Origin of the sequence: Kutzneria kofuensis (assembly GCF_014203355.1) — a bacterium.
Classification (GTDB): Bacteria; Actinomycetota; Actinomycetes; order Mycobacteriales; family Pseudonocardiaceae; genus Kutzneria; species Kutzneria kofuensis.
In genome coordinates, this window is sequence record NZ_JACHIR010000001.1 from 1248892 (window position 1) to 1266629 (window position 17738).

At 70.0% G+C, this 17738-nt stretch carries 12 protein-coding genes; 6 read left to right on the forward strand and 6 right to left on the reverse strand.

All coding sequences use genetic code 11. The annotated features are described in order from the left end of the window. Positions 1 to 290 precede the first annotated feature (290 nt). Positions 291 to 3143, reverse strand: a complete 2853-nt coding sequence (locus BJ998_RS05625) for an AfsR/SARP family transcriptional regulator (protein ID WP_184859098.1) — start codon at positions 3141 to 3143, stop codon at positions 291 to 293. A 123-nt stretch (positions 3144 to 3266) separates the two neighbouring features. Between BJ998_RS05625 and BJ998_RS05630 the strand changes: the two genes are divergently transcribed. Both BJ998_RS05630 and BJ998_RS05635 read left to right on the forward strand, forming a co-directional pair. Then, complete coding sequence (locus tag BJ998_RS05630; protein ID WP_184859100.1) at positions 3267 to 7358, forward strand: golvesin C-terminal-like domain-containing protein; 4092 nt, start codon at positions 3267 to 3269, stop codon at positions 7356 to 7358. Between the two features lie 37 nt (positions 7359 to 7395). Next, positions 7396 to 7872, forward strand: coding sequence for a DUF2690 domain-containing protein (locus BJ998_RS05635; RefSeq protein ID WP_184859102.1), 477 nt, complete (start codon positions 7396 to 7398; stop codon positions 7870 to 7872). Between the two features lie 62 nt (positions 7873 to 7934). On the opposite strand, the gene BJ998_RS05640 is transcribed toward BJ998_RS05635, so the two are convergent. Together BJ998_RS05640 and BJ998_RS05645 are read right to left on the reverse strand one after the other, a co-directional pair. After that, positions 7935 to 9521 (reverse strand): alkaline phosphatase family protein, encoded by a 1587-nt coding sequence (locus BJ998_RS05640; RefSeq protein WP_184859104.1) that lies wholly within the window; start codon positions 9519 to 9521, stop codon positions 7935 to 7937. Between the two features lie 90 nt (positions 9522 to 9611). After that, positions 9612 to 10385 carry a COG4705 family protein gene (locus BJ998_RS05645; protein ID WP_312889945.1) on the reverse strand — a complete coding sequence of 258 codons (774 nt, stop codon included), beginning with the start codon at positions 10383 to 10385 and terminating at the stop codon, positions 9612 to 9614. A 295-nt stretch (positions 10386 to 10680) separates the two neighbouring features. Between BJ998_RS05645 and BJ998_RS05650 the strand changes: the two genes are divergently transcribed. After that, the gene (locus BJ998_RS05650; RefSeq protein ID WP_184859108.1) at positions 10681 to 12204 is read left to right on the forward strand and encodes a trypsin-like serine protease; all 1524 of its coding nucleotides are present in this window, start codon (positions 10681 to 10683) and stop codon (positions 12202 to 12204) included. A gap of 3 nt (positions 12205 to 12207) precedes the next feature. Here the strand turns inward: BJ998_RS05650 and BJ998_RS05655 are convergent, their stop codons facing one another. Both BJ998_RS05655 and BJ998_RS05660 read right to left on the reverse strand, forming a co-directional pair. Further along, positions 12208 to 12609, reverse strand: a complete 402-nt coding sequence (locus BJ998_RS05655; protein ID WP_184859110.1) for a hypothetical protein — start codon at positions 12607 to 12609, stop codon at positions 12208 to 12210. A gap of 56 nt (positions 12610 to 12665) precedes the next feature. Continuing rightward, positions 12666 to 13394 (reverse strand): VC0807 family protein, encoded by a 729-nt coding sequence (locus BJ998_RS05660; protein ID WP_184859112.1) that lies wholly within the window; start codon positions 13392 to 13394, stop codon positions 12666 to 12668. 58 nt (positions 13395 to 13452) lie between these two features. On the opposite strand from BJ998_RS05660, the gene BJ998_RS48490 reads away from it, so the two are divergent. Further along, the gene (locus BJ998_RS48490) at positions 13453 to 14037 is read left to right on the forward strand and encodes a TetR/AcrR family transcriptional regulator (protein ID WP_184859114.1); all 585 of its coding nucleotides are present in this window, start codon (positions 13453 to 13455) and stop codon (positions 14035 to 14037) included. A 206-nt stretch (positions 14038 to 14243) separates the two neighbouring features. Here BJ998_RS48490 and BJ998_RS05670 read toward each other — a convergent pair whose 3' ends face one another. Beyond that, on the reverse strand, positions 14244 to 15443 hold the full coding sequence (locus BJ998_RS05670) for an IS110 family RNA-guided transposase (RefSeq protein ID WP_376775833.1): 1200 nt from the start codon (positions 15441 to 15443) through the stop codon (positions 14244 to 14246). A gap of 239 nt (positions 15444 to 15682) precedes the next feature. Here BJ998_RS05670 and BJ998_RS05675 point away from each other — a divergent pair, with 239 nt between their 5' ends. Both BJ998_RS05675 and BJ998_RS05680 read left to right on the forward strand, forming a co-directional pair. After that, a complete protein-coding gene (locus tag BJ998_RS05675) occupies positions 15683 to 16408 on the forward strand; it encodes a DUF8737 domain-containing protein (protein WP_184859116.1) in 726 nt (241 codons plus the stop codon). 328 nt (positions 16409 to 16736) lie between these two features. Beyond that, positions 16737 to 17561, forward strand: a complete 825-nt coding sequence (locus BJ998_RS05680; protein WP_184859118.1) for a MarR family winged helix-turn-helix transcriptional regulator — start codon at positions 16737 to 16739, stop codon at positions 17559 to 17561. The last annotated feature ends 177 nt before the right edge of the window (positions 17562 to 17738 follow it).

The following is a 17738-nucleotide window of genomic DNA, read 5'->3' on the forward strand; positions in this document are numbered from 1 at the left end:
AGCCCAGCACCGCCGAGCCCGTGCGTGCCGAGAACAGATCCATGCCGGTCGAGCAGGGCATGCCATTGGTCGTCCACGGCCTCCTGACCACACCCCCCATCCGAAGAGGTCATGTCGCTTTTGGCTCCAGCGGGTTTTCCCGGCAGGTCCAGCCGCCATCCTGCTCCCACCGCTGCTGGAGGGGCCTGCGGCGTCTCCTCGATCATCTGCTCGGTGATGTGCGAGTAGTGGAAGGGCCCGACTGCGCCAGCTGACGGCTCGCGCCGCCACGCCAAGGCCTGGGGTCGGGGTCAGCCGAGTGAGCTCAGCGCGGCCTCGGTCGCCGCGATCTGGTCGGACTGGCCGAGCGCCTGCCACAGGCCCAGCGCCAGCCCCAGGTCGCGGCGGGCCGCGCCGGTGTCGCCGAGACGGGCGGCCAGCTCGCCGAGCTGTTGCCGGCATTCCGCCTCGTTGCGGTGGTCCCCGTTGAGCCGGAACACCTCGGCCGCGCGGGCCAGGGCCGATTCCGCGCGGCCGCGGTCGCCGAGGTCCGCGTACATGCCGCCGATCCGTTGCTCGGTGTAGGCGGCGCAGCGCTCGTCGTTGATCTCGTTGAAGATCGACAGGGCCTGGGTGAGGCACCGCAGCGCCGTGGTCACGTCGTGACACTTGCTCAACACCCGCAGGATCACGGCCTCCCGGTGCCGGTCCCCCAGGCCCCGGGCGATCCGCAGCCCGTCCTCGATCATCGCCTTGGCGTCGTCGTCATGGCCCCGCTCGAACAGCATCACGCCGACGGCGGCGCGCAGCTGCGCCTCCGCGTGCCGATGCCCGACGGCGGCGAGCAGTTCCAGTGATCCGGTCGCGTCCCGCAGCGCCTGGTCGTGTTCGGCGAGCACGCGGCGCACGGTGGACAGGTTCGCCAGCGCGAGCGCCTCGCCCCATCGGTCCCCGATGCCACGGTAGAGCTCCAGGCATCGGTTGAGCGCCCGGATGGCCTTCTCTTCCTCGTCGAGGTAGATGTGCACCTGGCCGAGACACAGCAGCAGCGCGGCCTCGCCGTGGGCGTTGCCGGTGGCCCGGGTCGCGTCCAGCGCGATCTGGTGGCTGCGGTTCCAGTCCTGGTACAGGCTTCGGTGGTCGTAGTACGGCACGGCGGCGACCGCCAGTTCCCAGGCCGGCTCGTCCAGCTCCCAGTCGGCCGCGAGCTGCATGGCCCGCAGCAGCGTGCCCCGCTCGGCGTCGAACCAGGCGACCGGATCGACCACGGTGTACGACGGCGACCAGCGCGGCGAACGACCCGGGGTCTGCTGGAAAAGGCTGGGATAGAACAGATCCCGCGCCTGCTCGGCCAGCGCCAGCCAGGCCGCGAGCACCCGTTCGACGGCCGCCCGGCGCTCCTGCACCGGGTAGCGCTCGGCCTCCTCGGCGGCATAGGCGCGCAGCAGATCGTGCAGCCGGTACCTCGGCTGCCCGACGCGGTCGGTCGCCACCAGTCGCACGAGATTGGCGTCGACCAGCACATCCAGCACGTCCTCGACGTCGTGCCCGCCGAGCAGCGGCTCGACCACCCAGGCGGGCAGGGTCTCCGGACCGAGCAGCCCCAGCAGCCGGAACGCCCGCGCGGCCGGCTCGGGCAGCAGGCGCAGGCTCAGCTCGAAGTTGGCCCGCACGTCGAGATCACCGACCCGCAGTTCGCGCAGCCGCTGCGACTCGTCCGCCAACCGGTCCCGCAACACCTGCAACGTCCACGCCTGCCGGCTGGCGAGCCGGGCGCCGGTGATCCGGATGGCCAGCGGCAGGTACCCGCACAGCCGGACGATCGCGTCGGCCGAGTCCGCCTCGCGCTCGACCCGCTCCGCGCCGACGACGCGGGCGAGCAGCTGGCGGGCGTCCTCCGGCGGCAGCACGTCCAGTTCGAGGTGATCGGCACCGGTCAGGTCGGCCAGCCGGTGCCTGCTGGTCACCACCACCGCGCAGCCGCCGGACGACGGGAGCAGCGGACGCACCTGCTGCGCGCCAGCCGCGTCGTCGAGCAGCACCAGCATCCGGCGGTCGGCGAGCCGTGACCGGTACAGCGCGGCCCGCTCGTGCAGGCCGGCCGGCATGACCGCGTCGGTGACGCCGAGCGCGCGCAGCAACTCGGCCAGCAGCATCGCCGGATCGCGCGGCACCTCGGACGTGCCGGCCAGGTCGAGGTAGAGCTGCCCGTCGGGAAACCGCTCCCGCGCCTGGTAGCTCGCGTGTACGGCCAGCGTGGACTTGCCGCTGCCGGGCGCGCCGACGATGACCGCCACCCGTCCCTCGGTCAGCAGCCCGAGCAACCGGCCGAGCGGCTCGGTCCGGCCGGTGAAGTCCGGGATGTCCGCCGGCAGCTGCGAGATCGGCCGCTGCTCAGCCGCCGTCGTGGTCAAGTGCAGCGCCGGGTCGGCCCGCAGGATCTGGGCATGCACGCGCTGGAGCCCGTGGCCCGGATTGGCGCCGAGCTCGTCGGCCAGCAGGCGCCGGATGTCCTGGTAGACCGCCAGCGCGTCGGCCTGGCGGCCGCTGCGGTAGAGCGCGATCATCAGCAGTTCGCGCACCCGTTCCCGGTACGGATGCTCGGTCGCCAGCCGGGACAGCTCGGGCACTGCCAGCGCGTGTTCGCCCCGGAGCAGGTCGAGTTCGGCCATGTCCTCCAGCGCGCCGAAGCGGTACTCGTCCAGCCGCGCGCGTTCGGTGTCGGCGGCCGGGGTGTCGATGCCGCTGAACGCCGGCCCGCGCCACAACGCCATCGCGTCGGCGAGCCGCTGCCGGGCCGTGACCAGGTCACCGCCGCTCTTCCGCTCCCGCGCGTGCGCCAGACCAGTGGCGAACTGGGCGCTGTCGAGCTGCTCCGGCGTCACCCGGAGCAGGTACCCGGTGCCAACGGTGAGCAGCGTGCCGTCGGCCAGGTCGAGCGATCGCCGCACGTCGCCGACGTATTTCTGGACCAGGTTGACCGCGCTTCGCGCAGGTTGGCCGCCCCAGACGCAGTCGATGATCTGGTCCCGCTCGACCCGGTGGTTGGCGTGCAGCAACAGCAGCCCGAGCACCTGACGGCGCTTGCCGTCGCCAAGGCCGACCGGTTCGGGGCCACGCCACGCGGTGACCGGTCCGAGCACCCCAAAACGAACTTCTGGCACGAAAGCCCCCTTCGTGCTGCGCAGGATACCCCGCTGACCGGCGACGTTCCGTCGGATTGCAGCGACGGTGCAGCGCCCGCTGGCACGATCCCGGCGCGGTGCCCGCCAGCCGGAGAGGCCACGATGATCCCGAGACGCCTGCTTTCCCTAGCCTGTTCGATCGCGCTCCTGCTCGGCGTCGTCCAGTCCGTGCAGCTGCCGGCCGCCCAGGCCCACGACGGTCACGACCAGTCCGTGGCGGTCGCACCCGCGATGGGTGCCAGCATCGAAACGGTGAGCCCACGCTGGTGGGAGGGTGACGACATTCTCGTCACCGGCCGCGGCCATCCCGACGGTTACACCCTGTACGTGGCGCTGGAGAAGGAGAAGTACGTTCTGCGGCCGCTCGCGACGATCCGGCCCGCCGGGTACGACGCGGACGACTGGCTCGGCTACACGTGCCTGACCGGCGATCGCCGGTACGCCGTCGCGACGCTCATCCCGCGCTGGGCGGTCAACGTCCCCCGCCTGCGGGACCGGGGTGGCCTGGCGTACGTGGTGGACACCAAGGACGGCACGATCCGGCCACTGGCCAACGAGGTGGCGTTCAAGTACCACGCCACCAACTGCGGCGCCGGTTCGAAGGTCGCCCTGATGCGCAACCTCGGCGACGACCAGCAGGCCTCGGAGGTGCTGGTCGCGGACGCGGCGAACGGCAAGGTCACCAGCCTGGGCGTGGTCCCGAAGCAGTTGACGTCACCGGTGCCGGACGGCGACGCCGCGGTGGCGCTGGGCGAGGGCGGCGTACTGGCGCTGCGGCCCGGCGGCCAGACCTCGGTACGGGCCAAGGTCGACGGGGCCGTGCCGTATCGCCTGGTCGCCCGGGGTACCGGTCAGACGCTGGCGGTCCAGCGCGGTGACAACGTCGAGGCCTACGCGGTCGACGGCGGACGGCTGACGCCGGCCGCGTCGGGGCCCAAGGCCGGCGCGCAGGTGTTCGCGTCGGACTCCCCCGCCCCTCGCGTCGCCGGCCTCGGCGTCGCCGGCGGTCGGGTGGCGAGTCCTCGGCTGACCCGCGCCGACGGGCCCGACGTGATCGCCCGTGACCTGGTGCCCGACGCCGTCAGCGCCGAGGGCAAGGTGGTGCTGGCGACCACCACCGCCGGGTCCGTCAGCCAGCGGACCGTGCGGGCGGACGAGGAGTCCGACACCACGCTGGCCCAGCCCGGCGCCGACGAGAAGCGGCTCTTCGCCGCGGCAACCGGCCAGTTGCTCGCCGGCCGGTTCCCGGCGGACTCGGCGTCGTCGGTGTCCGAGGCGGTGCCGGCGACCGTCACCCAGGCGAGGCAGTTCGGCCCCGCCGCGAACTCCACCACGCCGAAGTGCGCCGTGCCGCGCAACGAGCCGACGCGGATGGCCTACGGCGCCAACGACGTGCAGGCCAGCTGGGCCGTCGAGCAGGCGAGCCGGAACTCGTTGCCGGCCCGGCCGGCGGACTACCTCAAGAGCGGTCTCCCGGCGTACGGACCGAGCAGCGACTTCGCCCTGCCCACGCTCAAGCCCGCGGGCGGCAACGTGCCGCCGGCGCTGTTCGAGGGCGTGCTGGCGCAGGAGTCGGCCTACCGCCAGGCCTCGCGGCGTACGCTGCCCGGTTCCGGTGGGAACTCGGTCATCGGCAACTACTACGGCGCCGGCGGCACGCTCGACGTCATCGACTACGCCAATGCCGACTGCGGCTACGGCATCTCGCAGGTCACCACGGGCATGGCCGCGGCGGACACCTCGATCACGCCCAACGGCAAGGCCAAGATCGCCATCGACTACGCGGAGAACATCCAGGCCGGGATGAACATCCTGGTCAAGAAGTGGAACCAGCTGCTGGACGCCGGCATCAAGCTCAACGACGCCAACCCGAAGATCGTCGAGAACTGGTACTTCGCGCTGTGGGCCTACAACTCCGGCGTGCAGCCGGGCCCGCAGTTCGGCAACACCACCGGCTGCACGCCGAGCCCGTCCTGCACGGACGCGTTCGGCAACTGGGGACTCGGCTGGAGCAACAACCCCCGCAACCCGGACTATCCGCCGAACCGCAACGTCTTCCTCCGGACGACCTACGCCGACGCCGAGCACCCCGGCGACTGGCCGTACCAGGAACGGGTCCTCGGCTGGGCCGAGACGCCCATCAAGAACTACAAGGGCGAGGACGCCTACAAGCCGGCGAATCGGGGCGCGGCCAACTACTATCCGCCGATCGACTCGTTCTGCACCGCGGCGAACTCCTGCGATCCCAAGACGGTCACGGGCTGCACCCGCGCCGACTTCCGGTGCTGGTGGCACGTGCCGGTGACGGTGAAGCGGTGCGACCCACTGGGCGCCTGCACCACATCCGACTTCACCACGGCGGCGGGCGCGCCGGAGCCGTCGGCCCCCAATCCGTGGGAGCCTGCCTGCGACTCCGACCTGGGACCGGCGGCGGTCATTGTGGACGACATCCCCGATCCGTCGAAGAACATCTTCTGCCCCAACCGGAACTGGACCAACCGCGGCACCTTCGGCTACGAGGTCGGCAAGGACGCGACCGGGGCGCCGCTCGGCGTCATCGACTTCCACCAGGCGGCCGTCGGCCTGGGCGGGCACATCTTCTTCACCGGGAACCGGGTCGCATCGGACACCGCGCACAGGGTCACCGGCACGTGGAAGCCGACCAGCCTCAAGCCGGGCCCGTACGTGGTGCGGGCGCACATTCCTCGCGCGGGGGCGAGCGTGTCGTCGGCGGTGTACAAGATCACCACCGCTGACGGCACGGTGCACGAGAAGGTGATCAACCAGCACGAGCACTACAACCACTGGAAGACGCTGGGCGCGTTCTTCCTGGACGCCAACGCGCAGGTGCAGCTGAGCAACGTCACCCAGAACGACGTCATCGGCGGCGCCGGCACGGTCGCGTTCGACGCGATGGCCTTCGTGCCGGCGACGGGCACGGTCGTGGAGGAGAAGATCGGCGCCTACGCCTACTTCGACCCCGACCAGGACCTGACCGCCTCCGAGACGTCATCTTGGCTCGCCGGGCCGCTGGCCGGTCCTCAGCAGCTGTACGACTGGGGATCCGACCGGGCGGCCGCGCTGTCCGTGCAGGGCGGCACCGCGACCCGGGCGATGGGCGGCCGGTTCCTCAGCGAGATCCGCGACGCCCACGACCGGCCGGACGCCGATGACGACGGCATCAGCCCGGCCACCGTGCTGAACGAGTCGAACGAACTGGGCTACCGGCCGAACTCGGCCACCCAGCCCGCGGCCTTCGACACCGACGCGAACGCGTACAAGATCCGGTCGACCGCGGTGGTGAGCTACGTCCGCGGCGCCGACGGCAAGATCATCGAGGGGTCGGCCGACGTCGACTACGCGCAGCGGGCCGGCAACACGCACCTGCCGAGGTTCATGACGGAGTTCTTCGACGCGGTGGCCCAGGACTACGGCATCGCCAAGCCGGACCTCGGCTACTCGACGACGGACCTGAACAGCTACGACCACCAGATCCGCAACGTCCCGTCGAACGGCGGCTACTTCCCGGCCCGGGCGCTGAAACCCGCCGGCAAGGCGCCGCGGCTGACCGATGAGACGGGAGCACCGGGCAACTCCTGTGTGGCCGCGCTGTACACCTCGGGCGGGGTCGACGGCTATCGGCCGATGCTGGGCGTCGGCTATGTGTCCGCGCGGGTCGAGGCCTGGAAGGACCAGGTCAAGGACCGCGGTGACATCCCGGCGCCGGTCAAGGACATGGCCGACGACATCTACCAGATCTGGTTCGACACCGGACCGATCAACGGGGTGCCGCCAACCGGCTCGATCTTCAACCAGGCGCCGCCGATCTGGCAGGAGCTGAACTTCACCATCTGCGGCAACGGCAAGCTGCTCAACCCGCAGACCGGCACGCCGGTGCTCCGGGCGGCGTGGATGACCGACCAGTACCTCTACCGCGACGGCCAGGCCATCAACCTCGACGGCAGCACCCGGTTCACCGCCGGGCCGGTCATGACCGGTGACTTCGTCCGGTTCAGCCGCGTGCCCGGCGGATCCGCCTGGGACAACCCGTTCGGCGACTGCGACACCGACACCGGCCGGTCCGGCAATCCCTGGGGGATGACCGCGGGCCTCAACGCGCCGGGAACCGATCCGGACAAGGCACACTTCTGCCTCGACAAGGATCTCGGCGTCGATCCGGACGCGGGCGGCTAGTGCACGTAGTAGAGGCTCAACCACGAGAGGGGACCACATGCGCTTCACCCTGATTCGCCGCATCGCCTGTGTCGCGATGATCACCGGCCTCGGCCTGCTGGGGCTGGACGCCGCGCCGGCCATGGCCGTCGGCTGCACGTACAACAGCTGCAACGGCAAGGACCCGCAGGCCATGGGGTGCTCGTCGGGGGCAAGCAACCTCGAGCAGTACACCAACAACTGGGGCGACTACGTCGAGCTCCGGTACTCGCCGACCTGCGGCACGGTCTGGACCCGGTTGACCACCACGAACTGTTTCTGGGACCACCCCGTGCTCGAGGTCGGGTACATCGACTACTACGGCCACTACACGCTGCAGGGCCGGTACGTGGGCAAGACGGCGCTGTGCAACGAGGGCACCCGGCAAAGCTGGTCGCCGATGTCGTCCTCCCGGCGTGAGCGGATGAAGTACGAGTCCGACTACGAGAAGTCCGGCACGAAGGTCCACCTGACCGGCTGCAACGACTGCTACTGACCAGAACCACCGCCGTTCCCGGTCACCACGGTGGCCGGGAACGGCGGCGCGGGCTCGAAAGGTCAGTGCAGGCCGGGCAGTACCTGCGTGTGTTCGATGCGCACCGCTTGCAGCGCACCAGGATTCAGCCGCAGCAGCGCCAGGATGCTCGGGGCGATCTGGGTGGTCGCCACCGGCGCGGCAACGGTCCGGTGGCCGCGCACGCCGGCGCCGGAGACGACCAGTGCGACGTCCCGGTCGTCGGGGGCGGCACCGCCGTGTTCGGCGATCTTCGACTTCTTGCCGGTGTAGACCACACCGTACTGAGCGACGCCGACGAGGTCGGGCACGCGGGGATCACCGAGCGTGGTGTGGAAGTACGACTGTCCGGTGTGGACTGATGCCAGCCCGGACGAGACGAACGGTTTGGCGGCGCCGGAAATGCCGTTGCCGGTGCCGTTCTGCGCGAGCAGGTAGCGCTGCGCGAAGTCGAACGCGGCGGCGGAACGGTCGTTGAGCCACAACAACATCGCGTCATCGTCGGTGGCGTGGGCCACCAGGTCGCCGGATCCCGGGTGGGCCGACTTCCACGCGGCGTTCAGGCCGTCCAGCAGCGGCCCGTCGTCGATGCGGGTCAGGGCCGCGGGGTCGGTCGGGGACTGGCCGTGCTTGGCGGACAGGATGATCGTGGTGCGGTCGGCCAGGTGCCGCTTGGCCAACTCCGCGGTCAGCGAACCGATTTCGTTGTCGACCGAGTCCAGTGCGCTGACCAGCAGCGGCCCGGGGGTGCCGTCGGCGAGGTAGCCGCCGGCCGGCAGCTTCTGCGCGGTGGACACGGTCTGGAAGTTCAGGCCGAAGATCGCCGGGGTGCCGACGCGGGTGCGGCCGGCGTGGTCGTAGCCGTCGATCTCGTTACGCACGGCCAACACCTTGTAGTGGTCGTACTGGCGCGTGGCGTTGTTGTCGGAGGTCCAGTCGCCGGTGCCGACGCTGCTGTTGATCTCCGGCGTGAACAGGTCCTGGATGCCCGTGCCGGACGGCCCGTTCAGGATCGCGTAGGCGGGGTGCTTGTCCGACCAGGCGGTGCGCAACCCGGCGGCGCGGACGACCTCGAAAACGGTGTTGACCTTGAGGTACTGGTTCGGCGGCACGGGCTTGCAGGTCGCCGGGTCGACCGGTAGCCCGGACGGCTGGAGCAGCGTCTGCGGCGCGCCGGTCATGCCGAGGATCGAATTCGGCAGCCCGGCGAGGCCCTGCCCGGCGTCCAGGGCGGTCTTGTCCTTGTCCAGGTCCTCGGTGAGGTCGACCTCGGCGCCGGGCTGCGCGTCCGCGCAGTTGGTGGTGCCGGCGGGCAGCAGGGCGTGGTTGTACGTGTCGTCGTAGTAGATCCCGGTGGTGGCGGGGTCGCCGCCGGTGAACTGGCCGACCATGCCGGGGAAGGAGTCGGACGGCACCGGGGTCTTCGCGTGCGAGTAGTCGACGCCGTCCCGGGTGAGCGCGGCGAGCGTCGAGTTCGGGTGCTGGTGCACGTACCAGGCCAGATCGGTGGCGTGCAGGCCGTCGACGGAGATCAGCAGCACGTGCCGGTCCGGCGCCGCCGCGGCGGCGGGCCCGGCCGCGGCGGCGAGCAAGCCCACCGCCGCCGCGGCGACCAAGGTTCTTCTGGGCATGTCGTTCGCACTCCCATCGCCGGCTACTACGTTGCCGTAGAAGTAATAGGCGACGACGGTGTACTCGGCCTGAACGCGGCATGAACCGCGTCAGGCCGTTGTCACCTCGGCCTGGACGTCCACCCGCGTGACGGCCAGGTAGGCGACGATGCCGGCGATGAGCGCCGCCAGCACCAGGCTGACCGGTCCCCCGCCCAACCCGAGCCCGCCGGCGTCGGTCGGCTTGCCCAGCCAGTCCGCCACCGATGCACCCAACGGCCGGGTGACGACGTAGGCGAACCAGAAGCAGAAGACGCGGTTCCAGCCCCACCACCGGTAGCCCACGGCGGGCACGGCGATGACCGCCGCGAACAGCACAATCGACCCGAGATAGCCCAGATCGAGGGTCATTGCCGTCAGGTCACCGACCGCGGTACCCAGGGCGAAGGTGGCCACCACCGCGGCCCAATAGAACATTTCCCGGCGAGGCGTGTCGATGCTGTGCACCGACAGCGTCCGCTCGACCCGAAACCACAGCAGATAGACCGCGAACAGCACGATTCCGTACAGCAGCGCGGAAAGCACGTACGGCACGCCAAATCCGACATGCAGCACGTCGGCGGCCATCGTGCCGAACACCCCGACCATCACCACCGCGAACCAGTAGGCCCAGGCCCGGTAGCGCCGCATCGCGAACTGCACGACCAGCGACACCACAAACGCGGCAAACCCGCCCAACACGGCCGGAATCGGCGACAGCGCGCCCACCAGATAGTCCGACGCCGACTCCCCAAGCGCCGTCGACAATGCCTTGGCCAGCCAGAAGAAGACGGTGATCTCCGGAACCCGCAGCGCGCGAACCGTGTTCCCACCGGATAACCTCACCGCGGCTGTGTTCCCCACCCTCATCGTCACCTCGTCGTGAATTCGGCCCGAGTCGTTACCCGTGACGCGTCCACGAACTTCTACAGCCGTGTAGTACCCAGATGCAAATCAGACCATCCACCGGTCAACTCGGTCCGTCGCGCCAGCCACGACAACGACCGGGAGAATCCCGGCGGCCGCCGATGACGGTGAACTCACGACCACCCCGAGGCTCGCAGCCCAGTTGCCGTACGGTCACGATGCCGGTACCTGCAACCGGCCGGCCGGCCGCCGGTCACGACTTAGTCTCACGTTCATGTCGAGAATCCGCTGGGTGGCGGCAATCGCGCTGACCGCCGCCCTGCTGCCACCAGTCACCGCCGCCGCGGCGGGCACCCCGCACACCGTCGTCGCCGATCCGAGACCCGAGATCGGTTCGCTCTCGGACGGCCCCGATCCCACCAACCACCACTGCTCGGCGAGCATCGTCGCCAGCCCGAAGGGCAACATCATCGTCACCGCCGCGCACTGCGTGGCCGGCAAGTCCCGGGTGTACTTCACGCCCGGCTACCACGACGGCCAGGCCCCCTATGGCACGTGGGAGTCGGCGGCGACCTACATCGACCCCGGCTGGGCCACCAGTCACGACATCGACGGCGCCGGCTCGCCCTACGACTACGCGTTCGTCGTGCTTCACCCCCGCAACGGCCGCAACGTCGCCGACGTGACCGGCGCGGCGCTGACCCTCAAGACCGATGCCACCCTGCCGGCGAGCATGCAGGTTTTCGGCTACCCGTCCACCGGCAACCCGAACTACAAGGACAAGCCGTACCGCTGCGACAGCACGGTCAGCAGGGACGGCGAGTACTGGGAAACCCTGCAGTGCACCGGGATCCCCGGCGGCTTCAGCGGCGGTCCGTGGATCGTCGGCGGCAGGGACCTGATCGGCGTCATCGGCGGCAAGGGCCAGAACCTGCCCGACACCGACCCGCGCAACTACAGCGTCCGCTTCGACAACCGGGTCAAGGCGTTGTACAACAAGGCCGTCGCCGCGCCGGTGCCACCCGGCAACGGCAACCTCGGCTACCCGCTCGGCGACGGCCCGCTGTGGAAGCACGCCGACCTGATCACCAGCGGCGACTTCACCGGCAGCAGGCAGCTCGACATGCTTGTCAAGTGGAGCGACGGAGAAGTCACGCTCTACCAGGGCGGTTCGACCACCGATCCGCAGCAGCCCTTCGTCGGCGAGACCCAACTCGCCGCGCCGGGCGGCTTGTGGACGCACGCCAAGGGCATCGCCACCGTCAACAACGGCGTTGTCGTCACGTGGAGCGACGGCGAGGTCACGTACTACGGGACCGTCGGCAAGAACGGCTTCGGCAACGAGGTCCAACTCGCCGCGCCCAACGCCCTCTGGCGCGACCACGCGTCCTACATCGCCGGGCTCGGCGGTGACCTGGTGGTCGTCTGGAGCGACGGCGAAACCACGCTCTACCAGGGCATCGCCGCCAACGGCATTCACTCGGAGCGCCAGCTTGCCGCCCCCAACGGCACGTGGACGCACGCGCAGACGATCTCCGGCGGCAACTGGGTCGGCGCCGGCACGCCGGATCTGCTGGTCCGCTGGAGCGACGGCGAGTTCACCGTCTACGGCGACGTCGCCGCGGCCGGACTGGGCCAGGAACACCAGGTCGAGGCGCCAAACGAGCTGTGGACCCACGCCACCGTGACCGCCGGCCGCGGCAACGCCGTCCTGGTTCGCTGGAGCGACGGCGAAGTCAGCCTCTACCCTGACGTCGACGGACACCTGCACCGCGAGATCCAACTCGTCGCGCCGTGAACCTCACTGCTTCGCCGCGGCCAGTGCCGTGTCGAACAGCTTGCTGTAGACCGCATCCGCGGCCAGCGAGCACGGAAGGGCCGCGGTGGCGGCGGCGACCTCGTCGGCGCGCAGCTGGACGAACTGCGGGTCGTGTGCGAGTAGATCCTGCAGCGCCTTCGGGTCCTGGGTCGAGTGGGACAGCCTCTGCTTGATCGCGTCCAGACGCTTCTGGAACGCGTCGATCAGGTCCACGCGCCTGGCATGGTCGTAGCCCGCCTTGGTGGCACAGGCATGCCAGGCACGTTGGGCCGTCTGATAGTCGCCGGTGTCCCGGTCGACCGTGCTGGTCGCCGGGGACCTGCGGGTGGATCCGGCCAGCCGACGGTGCTGGAGCGGGGACATCGAGATCGTGCTGACCGTCAAGGAGCACGCGCTCCGCACGGTCGAGTACAAGCGGCACCGGCAAGCCCACCGGATCGTCACCGCAATCGAAGGTGAGTTGGTCCGTGTGAGGCTCCATCGGTAGCGCTGGCGGGAAAGACGGGCGAGTCGGTTGGGCTGGGTTTGGGCCGCCGCAACAGGGTCCACAGCGCCAGGGGGCCGAACGTGATCGCGGCCAGCAACGGTGAGATGACCAGCAGCGTCCCCGGCGATACGACGAAGGACAATGCGACACGCACCGCTGCCTCGGCGATCAGCGCCACGCCCCAGAGTGCGGTCGTCCGCCGCGAGCGCGCCCGCACTCGCGGGTCGGCCCAGGCCTCGTCGAACCGTTGGGTCCCGCTGTCACGGGAGAGCAGTCTGCGTTGCAGGAGGAAGACCATCGGCCGGCGGGCCGGTAGGGACAGCAGGAACACCACTCCGAGCACCCCGGTGACGATGGAGTCCTTGACCAGCAGAATCCGTCCTTCGTGCAGGACGAGGCCGGCGGCCAGACCGACCGCGATCGCCACGAACGCCAGCAGCGCGACCGGATCCGGGCGGCGCCGGAGCAATGCCGTGACGGCGATCCCCAGCAGCGGGAACCCGGCGACGTAGATCAGGGCCGGCGTACTGCTGATGCCGTGCCGAACCAGGAGTTGGTAGGCGATCGCCGGCGCTACGACATCCAGCAGCAGCGTCGGACTGAACACGAAGCGCGCGACGGCGCCGGCGACGAGCCGGACGCGGCTCGGACTCCAGCGAGCCGAGCCAGATTGTTTATTCACGAGTACACACTAGCCAGTGTATACTTGAGGTTCAACACTGGCTGTCGGGAGCAGACGCATGAGCGACGACATGACCTCGCCACATCGGCGCACGTTGCTGCGCCGGGACGAACGGAGAAGTCAGCTGATACGCGCCGCGACGACGGCGTTCGCCCGCGCCGGGTTCGCGGCCACGAGCCTGGATGACGTCGCCCAGCAGGCGGGTGTGACGAAGGTGCTCATTTACCGGCACTTCGCGTCCAAGGCTGAGCTCTATCTGGGCGTGCTGACCGATGTTCGCGACCGCGTCCGATCCGCCGTCGGCAGTGCTGACGGTTACAACAGCGATACCGTGCGCGCGTTCGCGCAAGCGGCGTGCGACGACCCCGACGGTTTCCGCCTGCTGTTCCGGCACGCCGCCCGCGAGGACCAGTTCTCGGCCTACGCCGACGAGCTTTTCCGCGACGCCACTCGCATCGCGATGGGACATCTACGTGGCCGCGTCGAACCGGCCGCACGACGCCGATGGCTGGCCGATCTACTGCCCAGGATCACGATCGAGGTCACCCTCTCCTGGCTCGACGCCGATCGCCCGATCGAGGTCGACGAACTCAGCCGGACCATCCGCGCGGCCCTGGCCGCGCTGACACATTCGCACGATTGACGGCACACCACCGACGGCCTGCCCGGCGCCATCGCTTGCCCACGAGTTCATCGGGTGGCCGGCCGTGCAGAAGTTGTTATGGCGCAGACGTTTCGGGTCAACACCACCAATGCTCGTCGACAGATAGCAACCAATAGACAGTCCTGGTCGAGGGAAGGATTCCCAATGACGTTGTCAAGCGGTAGCGGTGATAGGCGGTGAGCCTGTCAGGCTGCTGCGCTGCCTGGTCGTGGCACGTGGGGCTGGAACGTTCGTTCGTCGCGGACGAGCGCCCACACGACGTTGAGGCGTCGACGCGCCAGGGCCAGTACGGCCTGCTTGTGGACCTTGCCCTCGTGCCGTTTGCGTTCGTAGAAGGCCTTCGACTCCGGACACCGGACGATGGCGTACTGCGCGGACAGGTAGAACGCCCGCAGCAGCCGCCGGTTGTAGCGGCGCGGACGGCGCAGGTTGCCCTGAACCCGGCCGGAGTCACGCGGGACCGGCGCCAGGCCGGCGACACCGGCCAGCCGGTCAACGCTGCCGAACGCGGCCGGATCCCCGCCGGTCAGAGCGATGATCTCGGCCCCGAGCAACGGCCCGATGCCGGGCATGCTCAGGATCACGGCGGCGTGCCGGTGCTGGCGAAACCGGCCCTCGATCAGGGCGTCGGTCTCCGCGATCTCCTCATCCAGGGCCATCACCCCCTTGGCCAGCCGCGCCGTCATGGCCGCGGCAGTGGACTGTCCGGGAACGGCGGTGAGCTGGGCCCGGGCTGCGGCGATCGCGGTCGCGGCGATTGCGGCGCCGTTGCGGACCTTGCGGGCCCGCAGCCAGGTGGCCAGCTCGGCCTGGCCGCACTCCCGCAGCGCGGCGGGAGTCTGAAAGCCGGTCAACAGCACCAGCGCGGCTTTGGAGGAGCTGTAGTCAAAGGCTCGTTCCAGGGCGGGGAAGTACTCCAGGATCTGGGCGCGCAGCCGGTTGATCGCCCTCGTGCGGTCGGCGGTCAGGTCGTAGCGGCGGGCGGTCAGGATCCGCAGGTCCACGGCGATCTCGTCGCCGGCGGTCATCGGGTGCAGGTCGCGGCGCATGCGGGCCTGGTCGGCGATGATGAACGCGTCCTTGGCGTCACTTTTGCCCGATCCTCGGTAGCCGGCCGAGGCGTGGTGGACGGTGCGGCCGGGGATGTAGAGCAGGGCCTGGTCGTGGTTGACCAACAGGGCGATCAGCAGCGCGCCGCCGCCGGCGTTGAGATCGATCGCCCACAGCACGTCGGGCGACAGCGCTCGGACATCGGCGATCAGCTCCAGCAGTTCGGCCTCGTTGTTGGGCACTCGCCGGGACAGGATCTTGTCGCCCTCGGCGTTGATCACCACGCAGTGGTGGTGGGCTTTGCCCGCGTCCACACCGGCCCACAGTTGCGGCACGGCCACCTCCCGTCGTCGTTCGTGCCAGACACCCAGCAGACGACCTCGCCGTCACGTCCTTATGCAGCGATTGTTTCGCTCATCCCAATCAGCGGCCGAGTCGTCGCAGGACCCCGGGCGGCCAATCCTTCCCAGCCACACCAACGGCTCCGTCATGACAGCCACACCCGAGGTCCCCGGGCCTTCCTGATCTTACGACTGACCAGAACCGACCCGACTCAGAAGATAAGGAGATTGTCGTGACGGTTGTACTCCTCGGTGTGGTGTGGGTCCTGGTTCTCACCGGGATCGTCGGCACACGGCTACTGCTGGGCGTGGGTTTGTACCGTTCTGCGGTCGCCGCCGGGCTGGGTAGACCCAGGGCCATGACTGTGGCCGTGGTCGCCGTTGGCCTGCTGCTCGCCTGGGTGGCCGCGAGCTGGTTGCTGGCCTACGACGGCGTGTACCAGGCCGGCCCCTGGGGGCCCGTGGCGTTTGCCGTTGTGTTGGTGGCGCTGCTGGCCAGCACGCGGATTCCGGTGATGGCACGGGTGCTCGCCGCGCCGGGGACGAGCGCCGACCTCGTGCGCGCCCAGTCCTTCCGGGTGGTCGGCGTGCTGTTTCTGATCATGATGTTCCTGGGCAAGGCGCCGGCGCTGTTCGCGGTGCCGACGGGTCTTGGCGATTTCGCGATCGGTCTGGCAGCGCCGTGGATCGCGCGCGCGTTGGCGCGCGGCACCGGCCGCCGGGAGGCGGTCCGGTTCAACGTATTGGGCATCGTCGACTACGCCGTGGCGCTGGTGACCGGCATGGTGAGCAGTCTTGTCTTCGCCGGTCCGTCCGACACGGCGCTGGGGATGGCGCCACTTGTACTGATCATTACCACTGCCGGGCCACTCGGCGCCGCTATGCACATCGTGTCGCTGCGCCGGCTGTCTGGCTCACCAACCACCATCCCACCGCAGACGGGGCTGGCCACCGCGTAACAGTGACCCAGGGGGACTGGCCGGTCCGGCGCGCTTGCCGAGCTCCGCGTGGACTCCGGCTGGCCTGCGGTCAGCACCACCTCACCATACTGTGCGTGCCGGAAACGGGCTCAACCCGAGTTCGGCGGCCAGGCGGAACTGTCAACTCCGGTTCGCCAGGCGTCAGGATCCGGGTTCGTCGCGAGGTCCGACGGCGGCCGAGTCCCGGTGGCGCCGGACGTTGCCGGGCGGAATCGGCCGGGGTTGTCGAATCCGGGCCGCGTCGTTCGACGCTGGAGTGAGACAGCGCCCACCGGGGCGCCGTCACGACCACGAGAGAGGCCGACCGATGTCGCACCCACAGGCCAAGGTCCACCGCATGTTCGAGCTCCTCGAGCCGATCGCCACCGTCACCTACTCCGCGGTGCCGAACGAGGCGTTCCTGGCCCTCGGCATGCGCAACTACTGGGACGGATACTTCGCCGGCCGGGCCGCACCGCTGGGGCTGGCACCGGCCGAGGTGGTGCACGCGGTCTTCTACAACTTCGCCGACGGCGAGGTCGCGCGCCACATCCCGTGGGTCTGGGGCAAGATCACCCCGCAAGAGGCGATCGCCGTGCGCGAGCGGGGCAGCGCAACCGCACTGCGGCACAGGATCGGGGAACTCGCCGACTCCCCCGATCTGGTGCGGATCGCCGACCTCGCCATCCGAGCAGCGGTCAGCGCACCGACCGAGGGCCGAGCGCTGTACGCCGGGCTGCGGGCGCTCGACGTGCCGGAGGAGCCGGTGGCCAGGCTCTGGCACGCAGCGACGCTGCTGCGGGAGCACCGCGGGGACGGCCACAACGCCGTCCTGCTCGCCCACGGCATCGGCGGCACCGACGCCCACGTCCTGCTCGCGCTCTCCCTCGGCATGAGGGCGGAGGAGTTCGGGCGGATCCACCACCTGCCGAAGGCGCAGCTGGCCGCTGTCGTCGACGGGCTGCGCGGCCGCGGCCTCGTGGACGAGGCCGGCGGGTTCACCGACGCCGGCCGGGAAACCAAGCAGCGGATCGAGGCCCTCACCGACGAGCTGGCGGCACCGGCCTACGACGTGCTCAGCGCGGACGAACTCGAGGAGCTGATCGCGGGGCTCGAGCCGATCGCCGCCGCGGCACAGGCCGCCGACGACTGAGCAGGCACAGCAGGCGCGATCGAGACGTCAACGATCAGCCACGGTCCGTCCACGCCGATCGGATCGGGACTGGACACGGGCGGTGCGGGCTGGCGATCAATCGGCCGCTTCAGGCGCACCAACTCATCGTTCCACGCATGCCATGGTCGGGTGCTGCCGACGTGCTCTGCGAAGGGG